Here is a 14,219-nt window from a genome sequence, read left to right on the forward strand (position 1 = left end):
GTGGTCGTGGTCCCGGCCATGTTAGGCCGCCGCCGTGCCCGTTTGCGTTTCGCTCACGCGCCGGCGGCTGGGCCCATGTCCCCGTCCAGGCGCATCAATAGCCTGCGCCGCGATCCACGAGATTCAGCAGCGGCAGGCCGGCTTGATGGCGGCGGATGCCCTCGATGACGGTGGGCGCGGCGGTTTCCGGATAGGTGGGGGCGGAGGCGTGGGGCATCACGATGATGCGCGGATGGGACCAGAACGGATGCGCCGCCGGCAGCGGCTCCACCTGGAAGACATCGAGGGTGGCGCCGGCGATCTGCCCGCTTTCGAGCGCCGCCAGCAGGTCGCCATCCACCAGATGCCCGCCGCGCGCCACGTTGATGAGAAAGCCGCCGCGCGGCATGCGCGAGAAGGTTTCGGCGTTGAGGATGCCGCGATTGTCGGGCGTCAGCGGCAGCAGGCACACCAGGATCTCGGTTTCGGCGAGAAAGGCGCCCAGGCCCTCGGCGCCGTGAAAGCAGGTGAGGCCGGGAATGTCGTGGGCCGAACGGGCCCAGCCGCGCACGGCGAAGCCCATCTGGGCCAGCTTCTCCGCGCAGGTCCGCCCCAGCTCGCCCAGCCCCATGACGCCGACCGTGCGGTGGCGGGCGAGCGGCACGTCGCGTTCGCGCCATTCCCGGCGGGCCTGCTGGGTGGCGTAGGCGGGCATGTCGCGGTGGTAATAGAGCGTCTGCATGAGCACGAACTCGCTCATGCCGTCCTTCAGGCCAGGGTCCACCATGCGCACGAGGGGCAGGTGAGGGGGCACCACATCGGGGCTGATGATGCGATCGACGCCGGCGCCGAGGGAGAACACCGCCTGGAGGTTCGGCAGGCCGGCGAGGACACCGGGCGCCACCTTCCAGACGAAGGCATAGGTGATGTCCTCGGCCGCGCCGATCTGCGGCCACATCCGGATTTCGAGCTCCGGCATCGCCGCGGCGAAGGCGGCGCGCCAGGGTTCGGGTGGCGTGTCGAGGCAGGCCCACAGCAGGACGGGCGGACGGGCGGGGGCAGCGGCCATGATGGTTTCCTGGCATGAACGGGCGGCGCGCCCGCACGGCGGCGCCATCCTCCGGCTATAGTGCCTTTTTCGCGCGCCCGTCATCCCGTGGCGGCGGGGCCGATGATCCTGCACCTTGGGGCTGGTTCGCGCCGGCCTCGGCGGCAGCATCTCGCCGGTTCTCGGCTGATCATTCCGGCGGGCGCATCGGCCGCGTTGCATTCGCGCGAGCGGCGTGCCAGAGCTGTCCCGATTTGGCCGATAGGTGCAGGGTTCCTCATGAAAAAAGCGTCTCTCTTCGCTGCCGTCGCCACGCTCGCGCTCTGTGCGATGCCTCGCATGGGTCTTGCCCAAACCGCGAAGTTCGAATGCGCCTGGCTGCCGGCCGGGCAGAAGCCGGCGGCCGAGGTCGCGGCCCTGCTCGCCGCCGGCGATCCGCTGGACAAGCCGCAGGTGCTCAATGCGGCGGTGGACCAGCTGCGCGCCAGCGGCCTGCGTCCCGCCCTCATCATCGACGGGCTGGTCAGCGCCTATTGCCCCTCGGTGGCGGCCAACGCTTCCTACACGGACGCGCAGAAGGTGGCCCGCATGCAGGCCTTCGCGGCCCGCACCGTGCGCCTCGTCTATTCGCTCGAATCAGCCGACAAGATCTTCCTCGACGTGGCCTTGCCGTCGTCGGTGGTGGACGCGGTGAATGCCAAGGCGAGCGCCGGCGGCGTGAGCCAGCAGGACTGGCTGGCGGGCGTGGTCACCACGGCGGCCCAGGCCAAGTAAACGAGCCAATTGCGCGGACGCGGCCGGTGCCGACCGACTCCGTCCGCTGCAAGGCAATCAATCGTCGGCGGGCGGCGGTGTGCGTTGCCCGACTGATTGAACCCATCTGATTGAGCGCCAGCGGATGACCTGCCGTTGCGGGAGTCGGGTTGGCGGCCCTTGGGACTGAAGGCGCGCGTGCCCGCGTGGGGCGTGCAGTTGCCGGGCTCTGGGGCAAGGGCGCCGCGCGAGTCGGTGTGCAGGCCACCGCGGCTAAGGATTTTCGAGAACACTCTGCCTTCAGCGCGCGGCTTCAGGTGCCGGGTGGCAGACCGCGCGCCCGAACGAAGGGGGGCGCCGACGCACTGTGGCGGGATCACACCGTCATGTGTGCCGGTGTGATCCCGTGGATTGCAATCGCACCAGCCCCCAGCGCTTCAGCTGCCTCGCCCGAACCTTCCTGGCCTAACCTTCCTGGCCCGAGCGCGCCGGCTCGAACTCCGTGCGCGCGGCGCGGCGGTGGGGCGCCTTGCCGTTCGAACGGCTCAGGAAGCGGGGGCGAGGATGCCCTTTTCGGTGAGCAGGGCGGCAAGCTCACCCGCCTGGAACATTTCGCGCACGATGTCGCAACCGCCGACGAATTCGCCCTTGACGTAGAGCTGGGGAATCGTCGGCCAGTTGGAGAAGGCCTTGATGCCCTCGCGGATGAAGGGGTCTTCCAGCACGTTTACGGAGGCGTAGGGCGCGCCGACCTGGTTGAGCACCTGCACCACGGCGGAGGAGAAGCCGCATTGCGGCGCCTGCGGCACGCCCTTCATGAAGAGCACGATGTCGTTGCTGTCGATGATGTCCTTGATGCGTTCGGCGGTGTTGGCCATCGGGGTGGTCCTTAGCTGATCCGTGACGGAAGATGGGGGCGGGCGATCAGGCGCCCCCTATTTGGGAATGATGGTTTCAAGGGCGAGGGCGTGCAGCACGCCGCCCATCTGGCCCTGCAGCGCGGAATAGACCATCTGGTGCTGCTGCACGCGGCTTTTGCCCCGGAAGGTTTCCGACGTAACGCGGGCGGCGTAATGGTCGCCGTCGCCGGCAAGGTCCACGATCACCACATGGGCGTCGGGAAGGGCGGTCTTCACAAGCCGTTCGATTTCGGCTCCGTCCATGGCCATGGTCTGCGCTCCTCTTTGGGGCTCCTCATGCAAGGTCGGCACCAAGTGCCCTTGCCGCCCCGACAGCCGCGCCGTCGCCGCGCCGGTTTCCGCCAAATTCCAGGCACGTCGGGGGAAACCCGGCGATGCGCCGCCGGGCGCGTGCGGCGATGGCGCGTTTCGTCCGTCAGCCCGCTGTCGGCTTTGCGACAGGTCATCGACACCTTGGGATGTTGCCGAATCGCGTGCTATGTCGCCGGGAATAACGGCTGCGGTTCGGTCTGAAGTCCCGGCTGATCGTGCGGGCCGGGGGAAATGCGAGGCCCGCGCCGAAATCGGCCCGGCTCTTGCTTGCCGAACTCAACTTCCGTGATGAGAGACGGATCATGAGCGAAACACGACATGGGGACCGCCGCCGCTCACCGGCCTTCGCGGTGATCCTCGGGACAAACGAGATCGCCTCGGCGGTGGCGGTGCATCTGCACCGTTCCGGCTACGGCGTTGTTTTGTCTCATGACCCGGTGCCGCCGGTCATTCGCCGCAAGATGGCGTTTCACGACGCCCTCTTCGACGATCTGGTGGAGGTGGACGGGGTGTGCGCCACCCTGGTCGATTCCAGCATGGCGATCCGCCACGGCCTCAACCGCCGGGACGGGGTGCGGGACGGGGTGATGGTCACCAATCTCGGCCTTCTGGATCTCATCGTCATCGGCGCCATCGACCTCTTGGTGGATGCGCGCATGAACAAATACCAGGTGACGCCGGATCTGCGGCGCCTGGCGGCCCTCACCATCGGCCTCGGGCCGGGCTTCAGCGGCGGCGCCAATTGCGATGTCGCCATCGAGACGCGGCCGGGCAAGGAGGGGCAGATCATCCAATATGGCCCGACCGACGCGCCGGACGGCGTGGCGCGGCCGCTGGGCAACAGCCGGTCTGAGCGTTTCGTGCATGCGGAGATGCCGGGTCGCTGGTACACGGCGATCGAGATCGGCACCCGCGTCTACAAGGATTTCCTTATCGGCCATCTCGGCAACGTGCCGGTGCGGGCGCCGTTCGACGGCGTGGTGCGCGGCGTGGTCCGCGACGGCACCGAGGTGCCCGCCGGCGTGAAGCTGCTGGAGCTCGATCCGCGCGGCCGCAACGCCAATTGGACCGGGCTCGACGCCCGCGCCCTCATCATCGCCAAGGCGGTCAATCGCGCCCTGTCCTTCCGCAAAGCCAAGCCGGCGGCCAAGGATCCCTCACTCCCGGTTTTGCGGTGAGGGGCCTTCCTTTTCGGTGTCCGTCGGCCGCCATAGAGGCCGTCGTTCATGATCGAATTGTTCCCGAACACCGACGTCATCAATTTCGGTGACCTGCCCCCCGGCATCAACGCGCTGCTCCAGCAGGGCGTTATTGCCTACCGGAAAGACCGAGAACGGGCGGACCAATTGTTCCGGCAGGCGCTGGCGGCGGCTCCGCACGAGCTGCCCACCTATTTCTGCCTCTATAAGATCCATACCTATCAAGGCAATCTGGACGAGGCCCAGCGCGCCGCCGAGGGCGGCCTGAAGGAGGCCGCGCGCCAGGCCGGATGGAACACGGACTGGCGGCAGTGGGTGCCGGAAGATCCCTTTCCGGACGGCGCCGGCCGGTTCGCCCTCTATACTCTGAAGGCGCTCGCCTTCATTCACCTGCGACAGAACCTGCCGACCGACGCGGCGGAGAAGCTCGACGCCTTGAAGGTGCTCGATCCCAGCGGCGCCGTGGGCTGGCCGGTGGTGGCCGCCCTCGCCGAGGGCGTGGCTTGACCGCGTTCTCTGGCATCAGGTTTGCTAGTTGGAGGGGGAACGGCGCTTCAGGGCGTCGTGATTGGTCAAAAACCGCAATGCGTGCGCAATAACGTACGACATCGGCGTGTCATCGAGGCGGAACAACTCAGCAGACAGAGGTCTCGGGGTCGGGGCCGGGGGCGGCGTTGCTCCCGACTGCCGGCGTCGCGTCGGCGGGTCGGCTCCCGCCCGGCTGAAGGGGAGAACGGAACAGACGCGGCGGCACCCCTGTCGGGACGCTGCAGGAAAGCCTACATCATACCAAGATGCAGGACCGTGACTGGAGAGGTTGCTGGAGGCGACTGTCAGATGACGGAGAATATCGACGATTACGGCTTCGAGGCCCCCTGTGCTCCCGCGCTGTATGCGGAGGGGGAGGCGAAGTCCTACCTGGATTTCGAGCCGAAGGACGTGACCCGGCTGGAGAATATCGTGGGCGCGCTGCGCACGGTGAATGATCCGGAAATCCCGGTGAATATCTACGATCTTGGCCTCGTCTACCGCATCGATCTGAAGGCGGACGGCGTGGTGGAGATCGACATGACCCTGACCGCGCCGGGCTGCCCCGTGGCTGGCACCCTCACGGGCTGGGTGCAGCAGGCGGTGAGCGCGCTGGAAGGGGTTTCGGATGTGAAGATGAACCTTGTGTTCGATCCGCCGTGGGACAAATCGCGGATGTCGGAAGAGGTTCAATTGGAACTTGGCCTGTTGTGAACCGTTGCCGGTGTGCTTCAGGTGGCGTTGCCAAGGGACATGGGTCGCGGGCCGGTGTGCAGATGACGCGCACGTTCTGAACGGGGACGTTGCGGCCTCTCGCTTCCAGTTGTTGGGACGGGTGACCGGTGCGGGCCGCCGATTCCACACCGGGCGGGTTTTTCCGCGCCGCGGCGGTCGCGAAAAATCCGCGCGCGCCGCCGGTTGATCGGCGTGCGCCCGCGAGGGTTTGCCGTTCGCGCCGGGCTCACGCCAGCCGCTTTAAGTTTTTGCATGTGAGCAATTCCCACACGCGAAGCGGAAGCCCGTGCCCTGGAAAAGGGCTCTAACTCTGTCGCTTCACATTTTTGCAGAAATGACTCTAGCGGCGCAGGTCGTTGGGTCGCACACCCTCGATGTCCACGAACATCTCGCCGCCCAGGATCTGCGAGGGATATTCCACCAGGGTGCAGACGCCGCCGACGGTGCATGTGCCCGTCATGGCATCGAACGCCCAGTCGTGGGCGCGGCAGGTGATGGTCCGGCCATCGAAGCGGGCGTCGATCAGCAGCTCACCGGCGTGGGGGCACAGGCCCTGGAGCGCGCGCGGCGCGCCCCCCTGCGGCCACACCGCCAGCACCAGGGTGTAGCCGATGCCGACCGGCAGCATCGTTCCCTCCTTCAGGTCCGCAAGGTCGCACAGCTTGACCCGCATGAGAGCCCCCCGCATCGCGTTACAGGCTGAAGTGCGCCTTGAACATCTGTTGCTTCTCCGCCGTGTCGAGGCCGGAGGAAAGGGGCCAGCCCTGTTGTCGAAACAAGGTGTTGGCGTCCCGTGTCACGTCCTTGCCATGAAGGTACCACCGTACGACCCCATCGGGGGAGAGAAGGGCGGGACCGTCGTCGCGATGCACCGTCCCGTCGGTGAGCCAGAGCCGGGTGTCCACATAAAGAAAGATGCCGGCTTTGCGGGAGAGGTCGTCGCGGTTGGCTTCCTCCACCACCATGCACACATGTTCTGTCATCGGGATGCTCCTGGTCCTTGCGGAAAGCGTCAGTTGAGGATGCGGGCGGCGGTGCCGAGGGTGGCGGTGTTGTAGCCTTCCTCCCGCAGCACCTGCTGCACGGCGCGGCGTTCCAGCAGGCGCCGGTAGTGGGCGGCGACGTTGGGGGGCAGGGGAATCTGGGTCTTGTCCGCCCAGAACTCCACATAGAAAAGGAACGGATCGGCGGCCGAGAAGGTGTCGGCCACATAGTCCCGTCCCGCCAGCACCTTGTCGAGAATGGCGAAGCCCTGGGTGACGATGTCGCGACCGAGGGTTTTCACCTTGTCGAGGTCGCTGGCGGTGCCGGCGAAGCTCGGGGTGGCGAAGATGCGGGCAAAGCCCTGGCCGTGCACGGTGTTGACCACATAGGCCATGGTCTCGATGGCGCGGGTCTCGGCTTCCAGGTCCGTGGGCCAGAGGCCGGCGCGCGGCTGGCTCTTGCCGAGCCAGAAGCCGATGGCGATCATCTCGGTCAGCACGCTGCCGTCGCGCCGCACCAGGGTGGGAATGGTGGATTTCGGATTGAGCGCCACATAGTCCGGCTTGAAGTGGTCGCCGGCGGGCAGGTTCACGATGTGGGCCTCGAACACCTCCTCCAATTCTTCGAGCAGGATGTGGATCGCCGTGGAGCAGGATCCAGGTGTCATGTAAAATTTCATGTTCGCCATGTCGTGACCTGTATTGGGCTGCCGGATGTCGGGGGGAGCGACCGCGCGCGCCCCGACACCCGGTCGGGGCGGCATGGTTCATGCAATTATCGGGGCAATTGAGAATTCCTACAGGATGTCGGGATCAGAACCCGACATCCTGTGTCATTCACGACAAGCTCACACGACGGCACCGTGTTGTATTCGGCGCCGGACGCGTTTTTGTCGGGCGCGCAAGAAGAACAGCAGGACGGGCACCATGTCGGCTGAGGATATCGAGGTCTATGCCATCTGCGAGGTCGATGACATCGATCCGGGCGAGGCGAAAGCCTTCAACCTGTCCCGCGTCGGCGAGGATGGCGCGGCGCGGCCGTTCCGCATCCTCGTGGTGCGCACCGGCGCCCGCGAGGTGGTGGGCTATGTGAACGCGTGCCCCCACCAGGGCACCTGGCTGAATGTGGGCAGCGGCGAATTTTTCAATAAAGACGGGACCTTGCTGCGCTGTGGCCGGCACGGGGCGCTGTTCGACATCGAGAGCGGCGCCTGCACCGAGGGGCCGTGCAAGGACCAGAGCCTGGAGCCCATCGCGCTGGCGGTGGTGGGCGATGATGTGTGCCTGTGCGGCGTGACGCTGGTGGAGGAGGAAGACCGGCCCTTCCCCTATGACGAGCTGGACGACACCATGGAAATCATGATCTCGCCCGATTAAGGCCGGGTCGGGCAGCCCCTATGCTGCGCGCGTTTTCCGGTTCAACTGGAGATGCAGTTTTCATGACTTCATGTGACGCGACGGCGCCCGATGCGCCCCAAGATCCCGCCGGCGCGGAGGCATCTTGCCGCTACTTCATCACCTACACCGGCGTGAAAGTGCCGTTCAAGCTGGTGGAACCCATCGCGGCGGAGCATCTCACGCACCGCAATACCTTCATCAAGGCCTATTTCGATGCCGCGGGCGTGCTCACCGGCTTCGACAAGATGGTCTATGGGGAGGTGGAACTGGCGCACCGCTACGCGTACCACGCCAACGGGCGCCTGAGCCGGGCGGACGTGACCATGGACGAGGAAACGGTGATCCTCGCGTTCGACGAGAGCGGCGCGCCGGTGGCGGGCGCCTAGAGCAATTTCAGCAAAAGTGTGCCGCGGTTTTGCGTCTGAAATTGCGATAAAATAAGGGTTTAGAGCATTTTCGGTGAACCGGAATTCACCGAAAATGCTCTAGGCGTCGCGATCCGCGGGCGCTGGAAGAGGGAGCAGGCCATGACGGTGGCGCAACTCATGGAGGCCTTGGCCCGGATGCCGGCCGAAGCCGTGGTGCTCATGGAGGCGGACGGCGGGCTTTCGCTGGTGAGCGCCCTTGATCTGGTGGACGCCCAGGGGCCGGGCGCGCCGGCGGAAGTGATCCTGCTGCCGAACATGGACGAATAGGCCCGGCGCGACCACCTGCCGCCGTGACGCGCGGACGCTGGCGCCGGCCTTGCGTGATGGTCGCGCAACTGGTTTCGTCGGGAAGGCTCGTGCATATGGGCGGCCTTTGTGGGCAAGCTCTTGTTGCACGCGCGACATCCATGGCGCGCCGGTCACTGACCGGGCCGCTGGTCCGAGCCGGGGCGAGGCCCCGCTGAAAGGTCGAGGAAAGACATGTCCGACGGTGTCGAGACCCAGACGGTGTATGACCGGATCGGTGGGGCGGTCGCCATCGACCGCTTGGTGGAGGAGTTCTATGCGCGCATGGACCGCCTGCCGGAAGCGCAGGACATCCGCCGCCTCCATGCGCCCGACCTCGGCCCGCTCAAGGCCGATCTGAAGCGCTATCTCAGTGAATGGACCGGCGGACCCAAGCTCTATTCGCCGGAGAAGGGCCACCCGCGGATGCGCCAGCGGCACATGCACATCCCCATCGGCAATGCCGAGCGCGATGCCTGGCTCTTGTGCATGCGCGGCGCCCTCGACACGACCGTGGCCGATGCGGTGGCCCGTGACGAAGTGTTCGGCGCCATGGCGAAGCTGGCGGATTGGATGCGCAACATGGCCGGCAATCCCCACGACACGGCGGGACACGCCGCGCGCCCCTGACTGAATGCGGCATCGCGCCCCGCCGATGCGGTGGGGTGGGCCGCTCCCGGTTCGCGTGAAAGTGCCCCTTAGGGCCCCCACCTTTGTCGGCCGAAAAACGAGTCCGTGACGATCCTCCCGGCGCGCCGCGGGCGCCCTGCTCGTCCGACGCGTGCCGGGGCTACAGGGGGATGCCGAAAAAGTCCTCGTCCTCGCCGCCCCAGGCCTTGTGGAGGGCGAAGGCCTCCTGCCATTTCGCGGCTTCCGGCTCCGAGGCGCTGCGGTGGGTGATCTTGCCCTCCGGTTTGTCCGCCAGGAGAAAGCCGCGCCCGTTCTTGATGAAACGGTTGAGCGCCTTCATGTCATTGGGGCGGACGACGCAACGGGGGGCGTCGTCGATGAGAATTGTCGTTGGGAGCATCGATCACCTCGGGGCTTGGTGGTCTTGTTGCGTGCTCCGGCACCGGCCGGGGCACGCGGGGATGTCAACGCGGCCGGCGCATGCCGGGAAGGGCTTTCGCTATGAAGGCCTTTCCCATGCGTATCGCGGGATACAAGGGCTCCCGCGCGCAATGTCTTCGCGTGAACCCGAAGCCGCCGCGCCGGAAGTCGCTGGCTCTAGAAGCCGTCCTGTTTCGTGCCCCAGGGATGGGAGCCGGGAACCAGGCTGGCACGGATGCCGGCTTTCTCCACGTCGTTCACGCTCTTGTAGTAGGTGCCCTCGTGCACCAGCGTGCCGGTCTTGGTGGTGATGGCCACATAGCGGGCGACCATATCGGTCTCGCACAGATAACCGCCGCCGGGATCGAGCGTGCTCCGGACATTCCCGTCCCAATCCACAAAGAAGCCCTCCGGGTTCGACATGCACCTTCTCCAGTGAAACGCCCGCGTGCGCGGGCCGGATGCCGACCACCCAGCAAGGTTCTTGCCAATCTCGGCCACGAGCGGGAACCATCGCCGCCTTTTCCGTCTTGCCATGTCATCACTCTCAAAACTTGAAATTTGATCCAAATCAAATGTTATGTCTTGAGATAATGGGCTATTTGACGTATATTTAAGGAATTACTTTTTCCATTATTGGGAGTGCGTGATGGCTGAATTGACTCAGCGACGGGCGTCGCTCGCCGATGTGCAGGGCATCTGGGGCCTGCTGCGCCAGGTCTCGGCGGACGTACCGTTCGCACTCGACAGCGAGCTTGAGCAGGAAAGCATTCTGTCCGAGCTGGTGGCGTGCTGCACCTCCGGGCTGACCCCCATTGCCGTCGACAATGAGAAGGGCATCGTGGGTGCGCTTCTGGCGCGGCGGGACGATCTGGAATGGGGCCTGCGCAACAACCCGGCCATTCATGTGGCTTATGCCGCTATGGCGCCCGGCTTTCGCGACCCGGATCTCTTTGCTCAGCTTTTGGGGGCGGTAACGGGGCAGAAGGTATCCGTCTTCGCGAGTGTGAAAGCGGGCGAGCAGCAGGGTTTCGCCACCGCGCTCAGCGCCCAGGGCTTCACCCACGAGATCACGGCGGCCAACGGCTGGGGCGACCTTTACCAGTGGACGCCGCCGGCACAGTGACCGGTTTGCAGCCGTTGCTCCACACCGCAGGGCGCCGGTGCCGCCGGTCGAAGGCGGGGCGAAGGATCTGAACTGAAGGACTTGCGGCGCCGGAGCGTCGCCATGCCATGCCCGGACGCGTTCCGTCCGGGATGCGCGCACCTTGCGGCGCGGGCGTCAACGCGCTCCGCGCCGCCCTTTTTCAAGGGCGAGGTTCAGCGGTGACGCCGAACACGGCCACCGCGCGCACCAAGGCCGCCGGTGTGGAATCAGGTGTCTTTGTCCTCGGTGCCGTTGACGAGGGGATGCGCGGACTCAAGGATGGCCAGCGCGGCGCGCAGGCGTCTGTATTCGTCGGCGTCGATGGTCACGGTTTCGCCGCTGGGCGTTTCGCCGGGGGCGGGGCGGCTGGCGAGCACGGCCTCGAACACGACCTTTTCCAGCTGGAAGATGCGCTCGCTGGCCCGCTCCAGATAGGGCAGGGGATTGGCCTCCACATTGGCCTCGTGCAGGGCATCCAGGCTCAGAAGCTTGCGAAACCGCCGCGTGGTGCGGCGCTTGTCGGCACCGAAATCATGCGTGATCACACTCATGTCAGGCCTTCCTGAAGCGCGTCGAAACGGAAGCGCGGCGCCGTGTGCCGCCATGTCGGGAGCCGGGGCCACCCCAGACATTGTCTGTCGCGCGTCCGACACGGTAAAATTCAGCCCAGACGAAATCAAGCCGGCCAATGGCCGAAGTCGATGGCGCAGGTCAGGAGCCCTCGTCCGGGTGATGGCCGGTCGCGGGGACCGGCCATCACGCTGTTCTCAGGCGTCGGGTGGGCCGAGGTCATCGTCGGCCTTCTTCTTGGGCTTGCGCTCGGTCTTGGCCTGGGCATAGGCGCCCGCGTTCTTCAGTTGAACCGGCCCTTGTCCCACCACGTATTGGGAAATCCAGAACAAGGTGCGGTCCAGGGCGAGCGCCGCCGTCGCCGCGTCGTCGATGGCGCCGGGATAGAGATAGGCGGAGACATCGGGCCGTGCCGCGCGGAACCGAATGATGTCGTCTTCGGAAAACAGCGGATCATCTTCCGCGAAGTGGAGCAGGGTGGGCACCCGCCGTTTCTCCCGCGCCCCGTCCAGCACACCTTCCGCATAATAGCCGATGGCGCACGCCAGGCCCCGCACGCGGTTCGCGGCGTGATAGGCGAGATAGCCGCCCCAGGCGTGGCCGACCACGGCCACCTTGCCGGCGTCCTTGACCGAATCGACCGCCGCCTGGACCGCGGCCAGCGACCAGTCGGTGCCCACCTGGGCCGCGAGCGCGCGCCCCTCGCCCGCGTCGCTGGCGGCGAGGGTCACGTTGGCCTTCACCTTGTCGAACAGGGCGGGGGCGATCGCCACATAGCCGGCGGCCGCGAAGCCATCGGCGATCTTGCGGATCTCCGCATCGACGCCGAAGACATCCTGGACAACGACGACGGCACCCTTGGGGGCGCCTTCCGGATCGGCGCGGTAGGCGGAGACGGTTCCGTCATCGGTGGTGAGTTGGATCATGGCATCCTCGTTTCTCGAGCGGCTTCCGGGGAAGGGGGCAGGTCCGCTCGCTCTGCCACTCAGTACTGATGTGCTGATGCAGAGAAGATGCCAGAAAGAAAAGGCGCGCCTCATGTGGCACGCCTTTCATCGGTGGGGTCGTTATTTTTCCGCCCCCGCCGGATTTGAGGGGCGAAAATTTGAAAATGCGCTGAATTTATTGTTTTGCGGAGTCGTTCGCGCGGAGCAGGCGGGTGCGCGCCAGCTCGGAGATTTCGGGCACCGGGTCGTCCGCCAGCACGGCGAGGTCCGCGTCGCCGGCGCGCTCGGCCACCGCGAAACGCACCCGCATGTCGTCATCGTCCCGCAGGGGCGTGAGCGCGCCCTCGGGCAGGCGCTCGGCGACGATCACGCGGACCAGCGGATCGGGATCCTGCGCCATGCGGGCAAGGGTGCGCCCCTCCACCCGGCGGGCCACGTCGCGCCGCACCTCGGTTTCCGGGTCGTGCAGGCTGTAGATGAGGGCGTCGAGGGGCGCGCGCCGCACGGCGGCCCGGCGCACCCGGTAATCTTCATCCGACAGCAGCGGCACCAGCGCCGCGCCTTCGAGGCGATCAGCGACGGCGATGCGGACGTCCGGCTCGGGGTCGCTCTTCAGCGGGCCGATGCGGCTCGCCGGCAGGCGTCTGGCCACCATCGCGCGAACGTCCGGCTCGGGATCCGCGAGCAGCGCCGGCAACAGGAAGACGCTGGCATGCTTGGCGGCCAGCACGCGCACTTCGAAATAGGGGTGGTCGAGGTAGCGAGCGGCGAGTTCGGCATTGCGCCGAAAGAAATTGTCGATGCGCTTATGCCGCCGGTCGGCCACGCACACGGTGCCGAGGTCGCAGCGCCCTTCGGCATGCATGTCCTCGTGGGGGCAATCCTGGCATCGCAGGGGGCGCCCCTGCCAATCCAGGGCTTCAAGCTGAACTTCGCTGCTGGCGCGCATGTCCGAACCTCCTCATACCCCGTGCGGAGCCGCCTTCTGCGAGCGACCTCCGTCGCGGGTCTCCTTGCAGCTAAGCTAGGCATGCTTCCGGTTCTGCGCCAGAGCCGGCGACGGTGCTTCACGCGCGCGTGACAGCAACGCTCCGGAGCCCGTGCCCCGTGCCGGGAGAACGGCGCGGGGCACGGTGGCGGACTTGGTCGCGGATTTGGCTACGTAATTGTCCGTATTGTTCCGGCGAAGGGGGCGCCGTAATTACGGACAGCGCAGTCACGCGGCCTTTGAGTCGAAGGGGGACTTGAATTCCGCAAGCTGCGCCGCGTTGAGGCGGTAAACGCCGCGGCCGCCAGCCAGTGCTTGGTAGGTGGTGCCGGCGTGTTCGGCCAGATAGTTGAACCACTCTTGGGCGTCGAGAGACGCGGGGCGCTCGCTAATCTCCACGACCGTTCCGCTGGGGTTGAAGCGGGCGTGGATGAGAATCTTCTGGCTGTCCATGTGTCGTCTCCGTGATGCTGTGTCGTCGGTGGTGGTGTGTCGACTGCGGTAGACTTTTGTACAAAGGCCTCCCCTGTGGAGGGCCGTTTGTTCTGAAGGTGCCATAGCGTGTCCGGTTTCAGCGGCGCGCGATGGTGTCTTGCGGTGTCGTGCCCGAGGGCTTCATGCCTCCTCGGTCGAGCCGGTGGGCTGGCATGGTCGGCCGCCGGACGCGAGCGAACAGTCCGCGCGTGCGGCGCGGTTTTCCAACTCCAAAAAAAGAGCGAGCTTTGAAGGCTGGGCCGAAGCGGGCTCGCGGCCAAAGCTCTTGCCGGCGGGTCCGCGTCCGATCTGCGGCGCCTTGGGGCGGACCCCAGGGCGTAGCCGAAGGTTCAGCGGCTGCATCATTGTCCAAGCAAATTCGGGACCACGGGCAGAGGCGGGCGCGCCCAGCATCCGGGTGGGGTCGGTCTCGGGCCTGCGCCGCGCCGCGGATCGAGGCCGGTTCCGTGCCGAT

The 14,219-nt window shown here is 66.4% G+C and carries 21 protein-coding genes; 9 read left to right on the forward strand and 12 right to left on the reverse strand.

Annotation, left to right across the window (positions count from 1 at the left end; genetic code table 11):
- Positions 1-94: 94 nt before the first annotated feature.
- On the reverse strand, positions 95-1,048 hold the full coding sequence (locus HUW53_RS03810) for a 2-hydroxyacid dehydrogenase (protein ID WP_237344419.1): 954 nt from the start codon (positions 1,046-1,048) through the stop codon (positions 95-97).
- Positions 1,049-1,366: 318 nt separating this feature from the next.
- Here HUW53_RS03810 and HUW53_RS03815 point away from each other — a divergent pair, with 318 nt between their 5' ends.
- The gene (locus HUW53_RS03815) at positions 1,367-1,801 is read left to right on the forward strand and encodes a hypothetical protein (protein ID WP_237344420.1); all 435 of its coding nucleotides are present in this window, start codon (positions 1,367-1,369) and stop codon (positions 1,799-1,801) included.
- 524 nt (positions 1,802-2,325) lie between these two features.
- Here HUW53_RS03815 and grxD read toward each other — a convergent pair.
- Both grxD and HUW53_RS03825 read right to left on the reverse strand, forming a co-directional pair.
- Positions 2,326-2,658 carry a Grx4 family monothiol glutaredoxin gene (gene grxD, locus HUW53_RS03820; protein WP_237344421.1) on the reverse strand — a complete coding sequence of 111 codons (333 nt, stop codon included), beginning with the start codon at positions 2,656-2,658 and terminating at the stop codon, positions 2,326-2,328.
- Positions 2,659-2,715: 57 nt separating this feature from the next.
- On the reverse strand, positions 2,716-2,949 hold the full coding sequence (locus HUW53_RS03825; protein ID WP_237344422.1) for a BolA/IbaG family iron-sulfur metabolism protein: 234 nt from the start codon (positions 2,947-2,949) through the stop codon (positions 2,716-2,718).
- Between the two features lie 365 nt (positions 2,950-3,314).
- Here HUW53_RS03825 and HUW53_RS03830 point away from each other — a divergent pair, with 365 nt between their 5' ends.
- The 3 genes from HUW53_RS03830 (at position 3,315) to HUW53_RS03840 (ending at position 5,453) form a co-directional block, all read left to right on the forward strand.
- Complete coding sequence (locus HUW53_RS03830; protein ID WP_237344423.1) at positions 3,315-4,190, forward strand: xanthine dehydrogenase; 876 nt, start codon at positions 3,315-3,317, stop codon at positions 4,188-4,190.
- A gap of 48 nt (positions 4,191-4,238) precedes the next feature.
- Positions 4,239-4,718 carry a tetratricopeptide repeat protein gene (locus tag HUW53_RS03835; protein WP_237344424.1) on the forward strand — a complete coding sequence of 160 codons (480 nt, stop codon included), beginning with the start codon at positions 4,239-4,241 and terminating at the stop codon, positions 4,716-4,718.
- A gap of 330 nt (positions 4,719-5,048) precedes the next feature.
- Positions 5,049-5,453, forward strand: coding sequence for a DUF59 domain-containing protein (locus HUW53_RS03840; protein WP_237344425.1), 405 nt, complete (start codon positions 5,049-5,051; stop codon positions 5,451-5,453).
- A 361-nt stretch (positions 5,454-5,814) separates the two neighbouring features.
- Here the strand turns inward: HUW53_RS03840 and HUW53_RS03845 are convergent, their stop codons facing one another.
- The 3 genes from HUW53_RS03845 to HUW53_RS03855 are packed head-to-tail and all read right to left on the reverse strand — an operon-like array spanning position 5,815 to position 7,137.
- Positions 5,815-6,147, reverse strand: coding sequence for a Rieske 2Fe-2S domain-containing protein (locus HUW53_RS03845; protein ID WP_237344426.1), 333 nt, complete (start codon positions 6,145-6,147; stop codon positions 5,815-5,817).
- A gap of 19 nt (positions 6,148-6,166) precedes the next feature.
- Positions 6,167-6,457: an aldehyde dehydrogenase gene (locus HUW53_RS03850; RefSeq protein WP_237344427.1), complete on the reverse strand. Its 291-nt coding sequence runs from the start codon at positions 6,455-6,457 to the stop codon at positions 6,167-6,169.
- A gap of 29 nt (positions 6,458-6,486) precedes the next feature.
- A complete protein-coding gene (locus tag HUW53_RS03855; RefSeq protein WP_237344428.1) occupies positions 6,487-7,137 on the reverse strand; it encodes a glutathione S-transferase family protein in 651 nt (216 codons plus the stop codon).
- Positions 7,138-7,384: 247 nt separating this feature from the next.
- Here HUW53_RS03855 and HUW53_RS03860 point away from each other — a divergent pair, with 247 nt between their 5' ends.
- The 4 genes from HUW53_RS03860 to HUW53_RS03875 all read left to right on the forward strand — a co-directional run bounded on the left by HUW53_RS03860 (position 7,385) and on the right by HUW53_RS03875 (position 9,198).
- On the forward strand, positions 7,385-7,834 hold the full coding sequence (locus HUW53_RS03860; protein ID WP_237344429.1) for a Rieske (2Fe-2S) protein: 450 nt from the start codon (positions 7,385-7,387) through the stop codon (positions 7,832-7,834).
- A gap of 62 nt (positions 7,835-7,896) precedes the next feature.
- Positions 7,897-8,241 carry a DUF6156 family protein gene (locus tag HUW53_RS03865; RefSeq protein WP_237344430.1) on the forward strand — a complete coding sequence of 115 codons (345 nt, stop codon included), beginning with the start codon at positions 7,897-7,899 and terminating at the stop codon, positions 8,239-8,241.
- A gap of 141 nt (positions 8,242-8,382) precedes the next feature.
- On the forward strand, positions 8,383-8,550 hold the full coding sequence (locus tag HUW53_RS03870) for a hypothetical protein (RefSeq protein WP_237344431.1): 168 nt from the start codon (positions 8,383-8,385) through the stop codon (positions 8,548-8,550).
- Positions 8,551-8,763: 213 nt separating this feature from the next.
- Positions 8,764-9,198 carry a group II truncated hemoglobin gene (locus tag HUW53_RS03875; protein WP_237344432.1) on the forward strand — a complete coding sequence of 145 codons (435 nt, stop codon included), beginning with the start codon at positions 8,764-8,766 and terminating at the stop codon, positions 9,196-9,198.
- 160 nt (positions 9,199-9,358) lie between these two features.
- On the opposite strand, the gene HUW53_RS03880 is transcribed toward HUW53_RS03875, so the two are convergent.
- A complete protein-coding gene (locus HUW53_RS03880) occupies positions 9,359-9,598 on the reverse strand; it encodes a hypothetical protein (protein WP_237344433.1) in 240 nt (79 codons plus the stop codon).
- Positions 9,599-9,795: 197 nt separating this feature from the next.
- Positions 9,796-10,041, reverse strand: a complete 246-nt coding sequence (locus HUW53_RS03885) for a hypothetical protein (RefSeq protein WP_237344434.1) — start codon at positions 10,039-10,041, stop codon at positions 9,796-9,798.
- Positions 10,042-10,267: 226 nt separating this feature from the next.
- Between HUW53_RS03885 and HUW53_RS03890 the strand changes: the two genes are divergently transcribed.
- Positions 10,268-10,744, forward strand: a complete 477-nt coding sequence (locus tag HUW53_RS03890) for a hypothetical protein (RefSeq protein ID WP_237344435.1) — start codon at positions 10,268-10,270, stop codon at positions 10,742-10,744.
- A gap of 248 nt (positions 10,745-10,992) precedes the next feature.
- Here the strand turns inward: HUW53_RS03890 and HUW53_RS03895 are convergent, their stop codons facing one another.
- The 4 genes from HUW53_RS03895 to HUW53_RS03910 form a co-directional block, all read right to left on the reverse strand.
- A complete protein-coding gene (locus tag HUW53_RS03895; protein WP_237344436.1) occupies positions 10,993-11,316 on the reverse strand; it encodes a hypothetical protein in 324 nt (107 codons plus the stop codon).
- Between the two features lie 216 nt (positions 11,317-11,532).
- A complete protein-coding gene (locus HUW53_RS03900) occupies positions 11,533-12,261 on the reverse strand; it encodes a dienelactone hydrolase family protein (RefSeq protein WP_237344437.1) in 729 nt (242 codons plus the stop codon).
- Positions 12,262-12,457: 196 nt separating this feature from the next.
- Positions 12,458-13,231, reverse strand: coding sequence for a 4Fe4S-binding leucine-rich repeat protein (locus HUW53_RS03905; protein ID WP_237344438.1), 774 nt, complete (start codon positions 13,229-13,231; stop codon positions 12,458-12,460).
- Positions 13,232-13,498: 267 nt separating this feature from the next.
- Positions 13,499-13,723, reverse strand: coding sequence for a hypothetical protein (locus tag HUW53_RS03910; protein WP_237344439.1), 225 nt, complete (start codon positions 13,721-13,723; stop codon positions 13,499-13,501).
- Positions 13,724-14,219 lie beyond the last annotated feature (496 nt).

This window comes from Xanthobacter agilis, assembly GCF_021730435.1.
GTDB classification, from domain to species: Bacteria; Pseudomonadota; Alphaproteobacteria; order Rhizobiales; family Xanthobacteraceae; genus Xanthobacter; species Xanthobacter agilis.

What these genes read in the sequence shown, in the direction of transcription:
- HUW53_RS03810 (WP_237344419.1), bottom strand. Translation starts at nt 1,048, where the DNA reads ATGGCCGCTGCCCCCGCCCGTCCGCCCGTCCTGCTGTGGGCCTGCCTC.
- HUW53_RS03815 (WP_237344420.1), top strand. Translation starts at nt 1,367, where the DNA reads ATGGGTCTTGCCCAAACCGCGAAGTTCGAATGCGCCTGGCTGCCGGCC.
- grxD (WP_237344421.1), bottom strand. Translation starts at nt 2,658, where the DNA reads ATGGCCAACACCGCCGAACGCATCAAGGACATCATCGACAGCAACGAC.
- HUW53_RS03825 (WP_237344422.1), bottom strand. Translation starts at nt 2,949, where the DNA reads ATGGCCATGGACGGAGCCGAAATCGAACGGCTTGTGAAGACCGCCCTT.
- HUW53_RS03830 (WP_237344423.1), top strand. Translation starts at nt 3,315, where the DNA reads ATGAGCGAAACACGACATGGGGACCGCCGCCGCTCACCGGCCTTCGCG.
- HUW53_RS03835 (WP_237344424.1), top strand. Translation starts at nt 4,239, where the DNA reads ATGATCGAATTGTTCCCGAACACCGACGTCATCAATTTCGGTGACCTG.
- HUW53_RS03840 (WP_237344425.1), top strand. Translation starts at nt 5,049, where the DNA reads ATGACGGAGAATATCGACGATTACGGCTTCGAGGCCCCCTGTGCTCCC.
- HUW53_RS03845 (WP_237344426.1), bottom strand. Translation starts at nt 6,147, where the DNA reads ATGCGGGTCAAGCTGTGCGACCTTGCGGACCTGAAGGAGGGAACGATG.
- HUW53_RS03850 (WP_237344427.1), bottom strand. Translation starts at nt 6,457, where the DNA reads ATGACAGAACATGTGTGCATGGTGGTGGAGGAAGCCAACCGCGACGAC.
- HUW53_RS03855 (WP_237344428.1), bottom strand. Translation starts at nt 7,137, where the DNA reads ATGAAATTTTACATGACACCTGGATCCTGCTCCACGGCGATCCACATC.
- HUW53_RS03860 (WP_237344429.1), top strand. Translation starts at nt 7,385, where the DNA reads ATGTCGGCTGAGGATATCGAGGTCTATGCCATCTGCGAGGTCGATGAC.
- HUW53_RS03865 (WP_237344430.1), top strand. Translation starts at nt 7,897, where the DNA reads ATGACTTCATGTGACGCGACGGCGCCCGATGCGCCCCAAGATCCCGCC.
- HUW53_RS03870 (WP_237344431.1), top strand. Translation starts at nt 8,383, where the DNA reads ATGACGGTGGCGCAACTCATGGAGGCCTTGGCCCGGATGCCGGCCGAA.
- HUW53_RS03875 (WP_237344432.1), top strand. Translation starts at nt 8,764, where the DNA reads ATGTCCGACGGTGTCGAGACCCAGACGGTGTATGACCGGATCGGTGGG.
- HUW53_RS03880 (WP_237344433.1), bottom strand. Translation starts at nt 9,598, where the DNA reads ATGCTCCCAACGACAATTCTCATCGACGACGCCCCCCGTTGCGTCGTC.
- HUW53_RS03885 (WP_237344434.1), bottom strand. Translation starts at nt 10,041, where the DNA reads ATGTCGAACCCGGAGGGCTTCTTTGTGGATTGGGACGGGAATGTCCGG.
- HUW53_RS03890 (WP_237344435.1), top strand. Translation starts at nt 10,268, where the DNA reads ATGGCTGAATTGACTCAGCGACGGGCGTCGCTCGCCGATGTGCAGGGC.
- HUW53_RS03895 (WP_237344436.1), bottom strand. Translation starts at nt 11,316, where the DNA reads ATGAGTGTGATCACGCATGATTTCGGTGCCGACAAGCGCCGCACCACG.
- HUW53_RS03900 (WP_237344437.1), bottom strand. Translation starts at nt 12,261, where the DNA reads ATGATCCAACTCACCACCGATGACGGAACCGTCTCCGCCTACCGCGCC.
- HUW53_RS03905 (WP_237344438.1), bottom strand. Translation starts at nt 13,231, where the DNA reads ATGCGCGCCAGCAGCGAAGTTCAGCTTGAAGCCCTGGATTGGCAGGGG.
- HUW53_RS03910 (WP_237344439.1), bottom strand. Translation starts at nt 13,723, where the DNA reads ATGGACAGCCAGAAGATTCTCATCCACGCCCGCTTCAACCCCAGCGGA.